The organism is Kitasatospora sp. NPDC049285 (genome assembly GCF_040678815.1).
Taxonomy (GTDB): Bacteria; Actinomycetota; Actinomycetes; order Streptomycetales; family Streptomycetaceae; genus Kitasatospora.
Window position 1 is genome coordinate 1 of record NZ_JBFAQR010000018.1, and the last position, 11716, is coordinate 11716.

An 11716-nucleotide genomic window follows, 5' to 3' on the forward strand; every position below is an offset into this window, starting at 1 on the left:
ACCCGCCGCCCCTCCGAGTCGACCACCGCCCACAGGTGGCCCACCTCCGGCAACGACCCCCTTGGTGCGCTGATGGCCAGTCACATCGGTAGTCTGCGAGGCGTGAACCTCGATGATCTTCCCGTGATGGAGTTCGAGTTCCCCGGGCCGTTGCGGGACCAGTTGGTGGCTGCGGTGCTGTCCGGTGCCAAGACCTCCACCTCTGCGCTGGCGGTGGGGTACGAGCGGGAGAACGAGCCGTTGCCCGAGGTGGGCCACCTGTGGGCGGTGGTCGACTCGGAGGGGCGGCGGGTCGCGGTGATCGAGCTGACGGAGGTTCGGACGGTCCGGCTTGCGGACGTGGACCTGCGGCACGTGCTCGACGAGGGCGAGGGCTACGCGTCGTTGGCCGAGTGGCGGGCCGTGCACGAGCGGCTGTGGCACAGCGCGGAGGTGCGGGCGGAGCTGGGCGACCCGGAGTTCACGGTCGAGGACGACACCCGGGTGGTGGCGCAGCGCTTCCGGCTGGTGCAGCGGGTCTGACGGGGCGTGCGTGCGAAGCGGTGCGGGAACGCTGCAACTTTCGCCCCGGGAAGCCGTTGGCGACGGTGGGACGCGGAGGCGTTCGTCTCCGGGAACGGATGGAGGGCAGTCATGGACTTCCGCGACGAGCTTCCCGTCGACCACCGGCTCGCGCAGGTCTACCGGGTCGGGGCCGGTCTGTGCGGGGTGGTCCTGCTGGTGTTCGGGTGCCTGGGCCTGGCCGACGGGTTGTCGTTCTTCAGCACCACCGGTGAGAGCGTGGCGGGGCTGTCGAGCAACGGTCTGCTGAGCCTGGTCTCGATCGCCACGGCCGCGTGCCTGATCGTCGGGGCCGTGATCGGCGGCAACACCGCCTCGACCGTCAACATCGTGGTGGGAGGGCTGTTCGTCCTCAGCGGCTTCGTCAACCTCGCCCTGCTGGACTCGGGAGCCAACGTCCTGGCCTTCCGGATCCCCAACGTCGTCTTCAGCTTCGTGATGGGCCTGGTCATCGCGACGTTCGGGATGTACGGACGGGTCAGTGGCAGGCTGCCGCGGGACAACCCCTACTGGCGCCACCGCCACCCCGAGTCCGCCGCGGAGTCCGCCGCACCGGACAACCGGGGAGCCCTCGCCGGCCCCGCGTCCCGGCCGGGCATCGCCGGTCCGCCGCGATGAGCGCAGCGCGCGTGCTGCGGGCCACCGCGCGGTTGGTGGACCGTCAGCTCCCTGATCCGGGCGCGGGCCGTCAGCGAAGTGACCCGGTCGCGAGGTCGGCCAGGAGTTCGCGGGCGGCCCGGGCTCCCGAGGCGAGTGCGCCCTGGACGGAGCCGGTCGTGCGGTGGTCGCCGCACACGTACCGGCCCGGTGACCAGCGGCTGCCGCGGGTCAGCGGGTGCGGGGCCGGCATGGCGGGCAGGGCGCTCGGGATCCGGTACGTGGCGAGCGGGTGCCAGCCCGAGGTGTCACAGGCGTAGAGCTCCGCGAGCCGGGACCGGACCGCCGCCTCGTCGGCGTCCGTGCCCAGCACCGAGGTCGACACCAGCGAGAGCCCCGGCGGCGCGCAGCCGGGCACCACCTCCGAAAGGACCACCGAGTTGAGCAGCTGGCGGTCGGAGTCGACCAGCAGCATCGGCTCGGGCAGCGGGCTGACCTCGGCCACGTGGTAGAAGGTCGTCACCGCCCGGAGCTCGGGCACCGGCAGGCCCGGGAGCAGCGCCCCTGCCGTGACCGGGTCGGTGGCGACGACCACGCAGCGCGCCGCGGCCTCGCGGCCGTCGTCCAGGAGCGCGCCGTGCTCGCCCAGGCCGACCACGCGGGTCTCCAACTCCAGTGTTCCTGTGGGGAGTTGTGCGGCGAGCGCCGCCGGCACGGCTCCGATCCCGGCCTCGGGCAGCGCGAGCGTCCCGCGCATCATGCTGCGCCAGTAGAGGTGGAACACGCGGCTGGAGGTCGTCAGCGCGTCCTCCAGGAACACCCCGGCGAGGAACGGCCGCAGCATCGTGTCGATCGTCCGCGGCGACACCCCGGCGGCGCGCAGCGCCGCTGCCGTCGACACGTCCCGTCCGCCGCGCAGCGTACGGGCGGGCAGCAGCCGGTCGCGCGCACCGAGCAGGCCGAGCGCCAGCGCGTCCCGGGGCGGCAGCAGCCGGCCGGTCAGCAGGTCCCCGGCCAGGTCGGGCCGGCGCAGCGGATCGGCGAACCGGAACCGCCCGCGCGAACCGGCCAGGACGAATCCCGGGGTGAACCGGTGCAGTTGCAGCGGCCCCAGCTCCACGCGGCGCCTGACCTGGGGGTAGGCGGTGTTGAACACCTGGAAGCCGCGGTCCAGCCGGAACCCGTCCACGCGATCGGTGCGCATCCGCCCGCCCACCCCGTCCGACGCCTCCAGCAGCCGCACCCGCAGTCCGGCCGCCGCCGCGTCCCGCGCACAGGCCAGACCTGCCGAACCGGCCCCGACCACCACGACATCCGCCGCACCGTCCGCGCCCATCACGCCTCCTCGGTCACCGCGTCCCGTCCCGGCCGATGCCGGCGGGTACGACCTGTTCGGAGCCGACCGGCCGAACGGATTCCGGCAGCGCGAAGTGCCGCGGGAGGGGTGGGATCAGAGCGGTACCCCGAGCGTGGCGGCCGCGTCGGCCACCGCGGCGGCGGGCGCGGTGCGCAGCAGCTCGGCGACCAGGGGGTGGGTCCGGACGACCTGGGCGCCCACCCGGTCGGCGGCCAGCAGTTCGCGGGCCGCGCCCGCGGCGTCGCCCACACGGGCCAGGACGCGCGCCCGGTCGATGCCGTGCCGGGCGCGGCGCTCCGCGGGCAGGTCGCCGAGGTCCATCCCGTCGATCCGCTCCAGCGCCCCGAGGTCCTCGCCGAGCTCCAGCGCGGCGTGGACGGTGTGGACGGCCCACTCGCCCTCCCCGAAACCGGTAGCTCCGGCCGTCGACGCGTCGGTGTGCGCGAGGGCCGCCGCGGCCTCCGCCAGGTGCCCGGAGGACTCCGCCTGGCGTCCGCGCTGCCCCTCCAGGACGGCCGAGACCAGGTGCAGGGTGCCCCACACCGCCCAGGCGTGACGGTCCTGGCGGCCGAGCAACCCGCCCGCGGCCGCCAGTCCCGCCTCCAGCAGCGCGGCGGCCTCGTCCGTCGCCCCCGCACTGAGGGCGACCTCCGCCTGCAGCCACACGGTGGACGCCACCAGCGCCGGGTCCCCGCCCGCCGTGGCACTGCGCCGCGCTTCGGCTGCCGCCAACGCCGCCAGGTCGTGCGCGCCGAGCCGCTTCGCCAGCAGGGCGCTCTCGTGCAGGGCCGCCGCGAGCAGGTCCGTCACCTCGGGTGACTCGGCCGCGCGCAGGTCGTCCAGCAGGGCGGGGAGCGTCAGGGCGAGGTCCGTCCACCGCGCCTCCCGCCGCAGGCCGGTCACCGCCGAGAGCCGGCCGCGCAGACCGCCGGCCGACCCGCGCTGCGCCGCCGGCCCGGGCGGCAGTGCCGTCCGCAGCACCGCACGCCGCAGGGCCGGCAGCGCCCGGTGGGTCGCACCCGCCACGGGGTCCTCCCGCCCGCAGGGCACGCCCAGCAGCTCCCCGGTCGACACGCCCAGCGCGTCCGCGAGCGCGACGAGCATCGCCTGTCGGTCGATGCGCTGACGGCCCGCTTCGACGGTTCGCAGCCAGTCGGGGTTGCGTCCCACCGCGTCCGCGACCTCGGCCCGCGACAGGCCGAACGCCTCACGCAGCAGCCCCACCCGACGCCCTACGGACAGCCCCGCCACCACCGACGGCCCCGTACCCATTGCCACCTCGCCTCGTGGACCCGCCTCGGGCAGCGGGCGACACGGCCCACGCTAGGCCCGGCGCCCTGCTCAGCATGGAACGCCTGGCTCCGTGCCGTGTCATGTCGGCGCCGCGGTACCGCTGCACAAGCGAGGCAAGAGGACCAGGACCGGGAAGCCTGGGAGGCTCGGACCGGCACCGTTGACGGAGGTGGGAAGGTCATGGCCGTCCGACTCAGCAGCAGCGAGCGGTACCTCCTCGGTGAGATGGAGGCGGTTCTCAGAACCACCGATCCGGCGCTGGACCGGTTGCTCGGACGCCGTCGGAACGCGGTGATCCGGCTCGCCTGGCGCCCGCTGCCGCTGGTCGTCTGGGTGGCGACGACGGCGGTCGTGACGGCGGGCTGCCTGCTCTGCGCGGGCGCCTACAGCGCGGCGGCGGCCGTCCCGGCGGTGCTGGGCGCCGCCGGGACGGTCTGGGGCTTCCGGCGGCTCGCTCGGCTGGACCGGGGCTGATCTCCGTGGCCCGAGGCGAGCACGCACGGGTCCGTGAGCGCCGACCGCCCGGACCCGGCGTCGTGCCTGACGACGTGTCACGGCTCGCGCCTGACGACGTGTCACGGCCCGTGCGCGGTGAGGGCGATCAGCACCGGGGAGCGCGGGTCACGACGGGGGACGTGGCCCGCCGTTTCGGGGTGTCACCGGCGACGGTCCGCTCCTGGGAGCGTCGGTACGGCGTCGGCCCCACGGATCACGAGACCGGCCGGCACCGCCGGTGGAGCCCGCAGGACGTCGCCGTGCTCGACGTGATGTGCGGTCTGACGGCGCGCGGGGTGGCACCGGGAGAGGCGGCGCGCGTGGCCCTGCGGTCGGCCGCCGATCCGGCCGGCGCCAGCCGAGGTGCCGAGGCCGACGAGGTCCCGTCGCCCGGCGCCGAGCGACCCGCCGCGCCGGGCGGCCGGTCCGCTCTGCCGGTCGGACCCGTCCGGCCCGAGTGCCGCGGGCTGGCGCGGGCCGCGGTCCGGCTCGATGCGGCGAAGGTGTCGCGGATCCTCCGCACGGTGGTCGCCGACCTCGGGACCGTCACCGCGTGGACCGAGGTGATGGCGCCCGCGCTGCGCGCCGCGGGCCGGAAGTGGGCCACCGGTGGGGACCGCTACGTCGAGGTCGAGCACCTGCTCTCCTGGCACGTCTCGACCGCGCTTCGCGTGGTCGCGGACCGCCAGGGCGACGCCCGACCGGGCCCCTGCGCGCTGCTCGCCGGGACGCCGGGCGAACTCCACACCCTGCCGCTGGACGCCCTCGTCGCCGGACTCGCCGAACGCCGTCTGCCCTGCCTGATCCTCGGTCCGGCCGTTCCCGCGCCGGCCCTCCTCGAAGCCGTCCGCCGGACCGGGCCCGCGGCCGTCGCGCTGTGGGCCCAGAGCGCGCACACGGCGGACCACCCGCTCGCCCGGCAGACCGCGGAGGTCGCGTGGGGCGGCCGCGGCAGCCGCTCGCGCCCCACCGTGCTCGTCGCAGGGCCCGGCTGGGCGCCACGGCGGATACCGGATGAGTTGATCCGACCCCACGACCTGCCGAGCGCCCTGGACCACATCGAGCGGCTCCTCACGGTGTGACCCGCGTGAAGGCATCCGATCGCCGGTGCGCGACGAAGACCGGGGTGAGGGCAGGAGCGGGGCCGCGAGAGAGGAACGCGACGATGGTCACCGTCGAACGGAGCATCACGATCGGTCGTCCGGCCGACGAGGTCATCGCGTACCTCGCCGACTTCGGGAACGCCCCCGCGTGGGATCCGGGAACGGAGAGCTGCGACCGGATCGACGGCGGGCCTGTCACGGCCGGCGCGACCTGGCTCAACGTCTCGCGCTTCCGCGGCCGCCGTACCCGGCTCACCTACACCCTGGAACGCTACGACGCGGACCGGCTCGTCTTCGTCGGCCGCAACCGCACCGTCACCGCGACCGACGACATGACGCTGCAGTCGGCGGGCGATCGGACCCTGCTCGTCTACCGGGCCGAGCTGCGCTTCCACGGCGCCGCCCGCCTCGCGGGCCCGTTCCTGCGGCGGGCGTTCGAGCACCTCGCCGACGAGGTCGCCGAGCGGCTTCCACGGGTTCTCGCCGCGCAGGCGCCGGAGCGCTGATCCAGGGCGGCTCACCGTTCGGAGGAGAGAGCAATGGACACCGGAATCGCCGTCCACCGGCAGCGCGAGCTGGTGGACCGGATCGCCCGAGCGGTCGCGGACGACGACCGGATGACGCTGGAGATTCTGCTGATCGCCCTGGAGGCAGTGGCGGACGAGTCGATGCTCCGCCGCCTGGAAGCCGCGATGGGTCGTGCTCCCCGCGCAAAGCGCTGACCGGCGCACGCAACCGCGTCGGCGCGGCGTACGTCGAAGGTCATGGCGGACGCGCGTCGACGTGCTCTCGGTTGCCGGGTGGTGGGGGTGCGGGGGGCCGTGGCCCCGCCGATCGGCGGGTCTCGGTAGGGACGTCGTGCGTACGTGGGCTAGGGTCCCGTTCGTTTGAATTGTTCTCAGGAAACTCCCAGCAAGAGTCGGGGTTCCGCCAGGAGAGGGGGAGCGCCGTGGGCGTCCAGCAGAATCGGAGTCGGGACGGGGTCGGTCCCGACCCCGCCGGGCGCATCGACGGCGCGGTCGACCCCGTCGGCAAGGCCGTCTCCCGTCGGCCGGGTGCGGCCGCATGACGACGCTTCCCCTCGCCACCCGTTGGAACCCGGTCGACTGGCCGCTCACCCACGGACCGGTGCCGCTGGCGGTGCTCGCGGGCGGGTGGGCGGCGCTGGCCATGCTCGCGTTGTCGCGCAACGAGCGCTGGCGGGCGCCGCGGCTGTTCGGGACCCTGCTGCTGGCCGGCGGGCTCACCGCGCTGGTGAAGATCGGCGTCGACGGCTGGTGGCACCCGTTCCCGGAGGGCACGCCGGACTTCGTACTGCGCTGGATCGCCGTCGCACTGTTCGGCATATCCCTGCTCTGCTTCCGCGCGCCGCTGCTCCCCACCCGCGGCGGGCGCCTGCTGGCGGCGGGCGGCGCGGTGCTGGTGCTGGTGATGGCCGCCTCCCAGGTCAACCGGGGCTTCGACCAGTACCCGACCGCCCGGGCCATGCTGGCGCCGCCGAGCGAGGCGCTGACGGTCGGCAAGACGGCCGAGACCGTCGCGGCCGGGCCCGGCAAACCGCTGGAGGAGATCTGGCACGCACCGCCCGACCTGCCCGCCAAGGGCACCCTCTCCACCGTGACCATCCCCGGCCCGAAGTCCGGCTTCAAGGCCCGCCCGGGCTACGTCTATCTGCCGCCCGCCTACCAGGCGACGCCCCGGCCGCTGCTGCCCGTCGTGGTGCTGCTGCCCGGCCAGCCCGGCGCGCCGGAGGACTGGGTCAACTCCGGTGCGATCCGCGAGATCCTGGACACCTTCGCCGCCTCGCACCACGGCCTCGCCCCGATCGTCGTCGTCGCGGACCCCACCGGAAGCCCGTGGGTCAACACGCTCTGCATGGACTCCCGCATCGCCAAGGCGCACACCTACCTGTCCGTCGACGTCCCGAACTGGATCCACCGGAACCTGCAGACCGCCACCGGCCGCACCGCGTTCGCCATCGGCGGGCTGTCGCTCGGCGGCACCTGCTCGCTCCAACTCGCCGTCAACGCCCCCGACGTCTACGGCAGCTTCCTCGACGTCTCCGGCCAGGCCGAGCCGACCCTCGGCGGCCACGGCGAGACCGTCGCCAAGGCCTTCGGCGGGAACGAGGCCGCCTTCGACGCGGTCGACCCGCTGCACGTGATGGCCCGTCAGAAGTTCCCGGACACCGCGGGCCGGTTCGTGGTCGGCGCCAACGACGACGACTTCCGCGGCATGCAGGAGAAGGCCTTCGCCGCGGCGCAGGCGGCCGGGATGAGCGTCGCCTACCAGACCATCCCCGGCTGGCACAGCTGGGAGGTGTTCCGGCAGGCCTTCGACCAGAACCTGACCTGGCTCGCCCAGCGGACGGGGCTGGTCCGGTGACGCCGCTCCTGACGGCCCCCGCGCCGACCGACGACGAGCAGGCCCCCGCCTGTACGCCCGCCGCCGCCCGCACACCCGACCCGCGGGCCCAGCGCCTGCGCCGGGCCGCCGGCGCCCTCGGCGGCCGACTGCGCGCAGCGCCGCTGACGCTCACCCTGCTGGCCGGGCTCTGGACGCTCGGTGCGGCCACCGGCGGCCTGGCGCACGGGCCGTCCGAGGCACTGCTCGCCCACGTCGGGGTCGGCCTGCCCACCCTGGCCGAGGGTCGCTGGTGGACGCCCCTCAGCTCGCTGCTCTGGTGCTCCGGCGCCGGGTCGTACGTGTTCACCAGCCTGCTGCTGCTCCTGGTGGGACCCGCCGCCGAGCGCCGGCTGGGCCGGGTCCGGACGCTCGCCGTGCTGGTGGGCGGGCAACTGGCGGGCACCCTGGCGGGCACCTGCCTGGTCGCGGCCGGATCGCTCGCCGACGAGCCGTGGACCGCCTCGGTGGCCGACCAGACCGCGGTCGGCCCCGGCGTCGGCGTGTTCGCCCTGGCCGCGGTGCTCGGCTACCGGCTCACCGCACTCTGGCGCCGCCGCCTGCACCTGCTGGTCCTGCTCGTCCCGCTGGTCACCACGCTCTACGTCGGCCACCTGCAGAGCGTGCAGCGCTTCGCCGCCGCGCTCATCGGCCTCGCAGCCGGCGCGCTGCTCAGCCGGGACCGGCCGCGGCTGCGCACGCACCGCTCCTCGCACTCCGAGACCCGGGTGCTGGTCGCGCTCTGCCTGGTCGCCGCCGCCCTCGGCCCGCTCGTCGCCGCGCTGTACGACAACGCCAGCGGGCCGCTCAACACCTTCTCCGAGCTGTACTTCTCGCACCGGCTCAGCCCCGAGGAAGTGGCCGACACCTGCCTGATGTCCGTGCACGACTGCGCCCGCGCGCACGCCGTCGAGCGGATCTTCGACACCCCGGGCCGGCTGATGGCCGCCCTCTTCCCGGCGCTGCTGATGGTCCTGGCCGACGGACTGCGCCGCGGGCTCCGGCTGACCTGGCGGATCGCCGTCGCGACCGAGCTGCTCTGGGTGGCCCTGCTGGGCTGGCTCTACCTGGACGCCGGACCGTCCGGCGGTGACGAGGCCCCGTACTTCGCCGAGGCGATGCTGCTGCCGCTGCTCACCCTCGGACTGCTGCTGGCCACCCGGCAGCGGTTCCGGCTGCGCCTGGCCGACCGGGCGGTGCGCCGACTGGGCGTGGCGATCGGCGGCGCCGCGCTGGCCGCCTCCGCCGCCTACGCGGGCGGGGGAGTGATGGTGGCCGACCAGTTCGAGCCGGGGGCGAACCTGCGCCGCCTGCTGCACGGCCTGCCGGCGCAGTTCCTGCCGCCCGCGTACAACGACCTGACGCCGGACTACCCGATCGCCGTCGGCAGGGTGGCGGTCCTGCTGGAGACGTACTGCGGGCTGGCCTTCTGGGTGGTCACGCTGGGCGCGCTGCTGGTCGCCTTCCGCCAGCCGGTGATGCGGAGCGACGCGGCCGCGGCCGCCCGGGCCCGGGCGCTGCTGACCGCGCACGGCGGCGGGACGCTGTCCTTCATCACCACCTGGGACGGCAACCACTACTGGTTCGACGAGGAGGGCCGCGCGGCGGTCGCCTACCGGGTGCACGGCACGGTCGCGCTGACCGCCGGCGACCCGTTCGGTGCGGAGGACGCCAGGGAGCGGGCGGTGGCCGGGTTCGCCCGGTACTGCGACGCGCGCGGCTGGACCCCGTGCTTCTTCAGCGTCTCCCCGCAGACCCGGGCGGCGGCGGCCCGCCTCGGCTGGCGCTCGGTGCAGGTCGCCGAGGACACCCTGGTCGCGCTGCCCGAGCTGGCCTTCACCGGCCGCAAGTGGCAGGACATCCGGACCGCGCTGAACAAGGCGGGCCGGCAGGGCATCACCGCCGAGTGGCTGGTCTACCGGGAGGCGCCGCGCGGGGTGCGGGAGCAGATCCGCGAGATCTCCGAGGAGTGGGTCTCCGCGAAGGGCCTGCCCGAGATGGGCTTCACGCTCGGCGGGCTGGAGGAGCTGGACGACCCGGAGGTGCGGGTGCTGGTCGCGGTGGACGAGCAGGGCGTCGTGCACGGGCTGACCAGCTGGATGCCGGTGCACGAGAACGGCGTGCCGGTCGGCTGGACGCTGGACTTCATGCGCCGCCGCTCCGACGGCTTCCGCGGCGTCAACGAGTTCCTGATCGCCTCGGCCGCGCTGGGCTTCAAGGCGGAGGGCGCACGCTTCCTCTCGCTGTCCGGCTCACCGCTGGCCCGCTCCGGTCCGAGCGAGGGCCCGACCGGGCTGCAGCGCCTGCTCGACTGGGCGAGCCAGCGGCTGGAGCCGGTGTACGGCTTCCGCTCGCTGCTCGCGTTCAAGTCGAAGTTCCAGCCCGAGTACCGGCCGATGTACATGGCGTACCCCGATCCGGCCGCGCTGCCGAGCATCAGCAGGGCGATCGGCAAGGCGTACCTGCCGCACCTGACGCCGGTTCAGGGCGTGCGGCTGATGCGGCGGTTGTCGGGCTGAGCAGGTGCCCGCCCCGGCGCCCCGCCTGGACGCGTGCCGGGGCGGGGTGACGGCGGAGGGCCCACGGGCCGTTCGCTCGGCGGGGGTTGATCCTGCGTCAGGTAACCACTTCACTTGTCATGACACCGACGCCTCCCGGTGGCGGTGTCGTTCCGTGTGCCTGTTGCTCCGACGCTCACCCCGACGAGTCTGGAGATCCCGCATGCCCCAGTTCCGCCTGCGGCGCGCCGTCGCCGCCCTCGTGGCCCTGCCCGTGCTCGCGCTCGGCGCGGGCCAGGCCGCGGCCGCACCCGGCCCCGAGGCCCAGCCGCGCGCTGCCACCAGCCGCGTCCCGGCGATCGAGGACGGCGTCGCCCGCACCCTCGCCACCGCCCTCGCCGACCCCGCCCTGAGCGAGCGGGTGCGGACCGCCACGGCCGCCACCGGAGGGCCGGCCGCGCTCGGCCCGCTGGCCGCCGCCGTCCCCGGCGCCTCCGCGCGGAAGCTCGCCGGCACGACCGCCGAGGCGGACAGCGCAGTGGCGGCGGCCAAGGGACTCGGCACCGACCTCGGCCCCCTGCTGCGCGTGCAGCTGGCCGACCGCACGATGCGCACCGCGCTGGACGCCGGGGCCGCACCGCTGGTGGCGGTGGCCGCCACCGACGACCACGCCCGCACGCTGCGCGCCTACGACACCGCCGGCCGGGCCCATGTCCTGTCGACCGCGGGCCTGCCCGCCCAGCCGGTCTACCTGGTCGACGTCGACACCGCCAAGACCCTCGCCGCCGGAACGGCCCTGCTCCAGCGGGAGTTGGGCACCCGGGGGACCGGCGCGGCTCCCGCGACGGCCACCGCGGCGGGCGGCTGGTGGGCCACCAAGATCACCTCGATCGAGGTCGCGGACGACGAGGAGCCCTGGTTCAAGGGCGCCGCCGAGATGTTCGCCCTGGTGACCGGCTTCGGCCAGGACGGCAAGGTCCGGGTCGACTCGGTCGCGATGCCGTACCTCCAGTACGACGGCACGGTCTACCGGCCGAACCAGATCCTGGTGAACTGGTCGAACTACAAGTACAACCTGGCCGACGTCGTGCTGATGGAGGACGACGGCGACACCAACTACCTCGCCCTCGCCCAGGCCGTCGCCGCGGTCCTGCTCACCATCGCCGACCAGGGGGCCTACATCCCGCTGGTGAACGCCGTCCTGGGCGCGCTGCCCTCCTCGTGGTGGACCGACGACCCGGACTACGTCGACTCCTGGTACACCCTCGCCCGCACCAGCTCCGGCCGCCTCGACGGCGCCCGGGCCAACGGCTGGATGACCGTCGAACCGTACTTCGTCGAGCAGTTCTGACCCCGGTCCCGTGACGCCGTCACCGGCGGTGCGGGTGAGGAACGACCCCGGGGGCAGC

Annotated in this window: 11 protein-coding genes; 9 read left to right on the forward strand and 2 right to left on the reverse strand. The window is 75.0% G+C overall.

The window, feature by feature from the left end; all coding sequences use genetic code 11:
• Positions 1 to 126 precede the first annotated feature (126 nt).
• Complete coding sequence (locus AB0K51_RS14410) at positions 127 to 522, forward strand: ASCH domain-containing protein (RefSeq protein WP_363454426.1); 396 nt, start codon at positions 127 to 129, stop codon at positions 520 to 522.
• A 111-nt stretch (positions 523 to 633) separates the two neighbouring features.
• Positions 634 to 1179, forward strand: coding sequence for a DUF4383 domain-containing protein (locus AB0K51_RS14415; protein WP_363454230.1), 546 nt, complete (start codon positions 634 to 636; stop codon positions 1177 to 1179).
• A gap of 70 nt (positions 1180 to 1249) precedes the next feature.
• Here AB0K51_RS14415 and AB0K51_RS14420 read toward each other — a convergent pair whose 3' ends face one another.
• Complete coding sequence (locus AB0K51_RS14420; RefSeq protein WP_363454232.1) at positions 1250 to 2494, reverse strand: FAD-dependent oxidoreductase; 1245 nt, start codon at positions 2492 to 2494, stop codon at positions 1250 to 1252.
• Positions 2495 to 2608: 114 nt separating this feature from the next.
• Positions 2609 to 3739 (reverse strand): helix-turn-helix transcriptional regulator, encoded by a 1131-nt coding sequence (locus AB0K51_RS14425; RefSeq protein ID WP_363454234.1) that lies wholly within the window; start codon positions 3737 to 3739, stop codon positions 2609 to 2611.
• Positions 3740 to 3988: 249 nt separating this feature from the next.
• On the opposite strand from AB0K51_RS14425, the gene AB0K51_RS14430 reads away from it, so the two are divergent.
• The 7 genes from AB0K51_RS14430 (at position 3989) to AB0K51_RS14460 (ending at position 11658) form a co-directional block, all read left to right on the forward strand.
• Positions 3989 to 4282 carry a DUF3040 domain-containing protein gene (locus AB0K51_RS14430; RefSeq protein ID WP_363454236.1) on the forward strand — a complete coding sequence of 98 codons (294 nt, stop codon included), beginning with the start codon at positions 3989 to 3991 and terminating at the stop codon, positions 4280 to 4282.
• 161 nt (positions 4283 to 4443) lie between these two features.
• Complete coding sequence (locus AB0K51_RS14435; RefSeq protein ID WP_363454238.1) at positions 4444 to 5385, forward strand: MerR family transcriptional regulator; 942 nt, start codon at positions 4444 to 4446, stop codon at positions 5383 to 5385.
• An 83-nt stretch (positions 5386 to 5468) separates the two neighbouring features.
• Entirely contained in the window at positions 5469 to 5912 is a 444-nt protein-coding gene (locus tag AB0K51_RS14440) for an SRPBCC family protein (RefSeq protein WP_363454240.1), read from the forward strand.
• Positions 5913 to 5945: 33 nt separating this feature from the next.
• Positions 5946 to 6128 carry a hypothetical protein gene (locus tag AB0K51_RS14445; RefSeq protein ID WP_363454242.1) on the forward strand — a complete coding sequence of 61 codons (183 nt, stop codon included), beginning with the start codon at positions 5946 to 5948 and terminating at the stop codon, positions 6126 to 6128.
• A 343-nt stretch (positions 6129 to 6471) separates the two neighbouring features.
• Entirely contained in the window at positions 6472 to 7791 is a 1320-nt protein-coding gene (locus AB0K51_RS14450; protein WP_363454244.1) for an alpha/beta hydrolase-fold protein, read from the forward strand.
• Positions 7788 to 10328: a DUF2156 domain-containing protein gene (locus tag AB0K51_RS14455; RefSeq protein WP_363454246.1), complete on the forward strand. Its 2541-nt coding sequence runs from the start codon at positions 7788 to 7790 to the stop codon at positions 10326 to 10328. The genes AB0K51_RS14450 and AB0K51_RS14455 overlap by 4 nt, the downstream gene beginning before the upstream one ends.
• A gap of 202 nt (positions 10329 to 10530) precedes the next feature.
• The gene (locus AB0K51_RS14460) at positions 10531 to 11658 is read left to right on the forward strand and encodes a DUF3103 family protein (protein WP_363454248.1); all 1128 of its coding nucleotides are present in this window, start codon (positions 10531 to 10533) and stop codon (positions 11656 to 11658) included.
• Positions 11659 to 11716 lie beyond the last annotated feature (58 nt).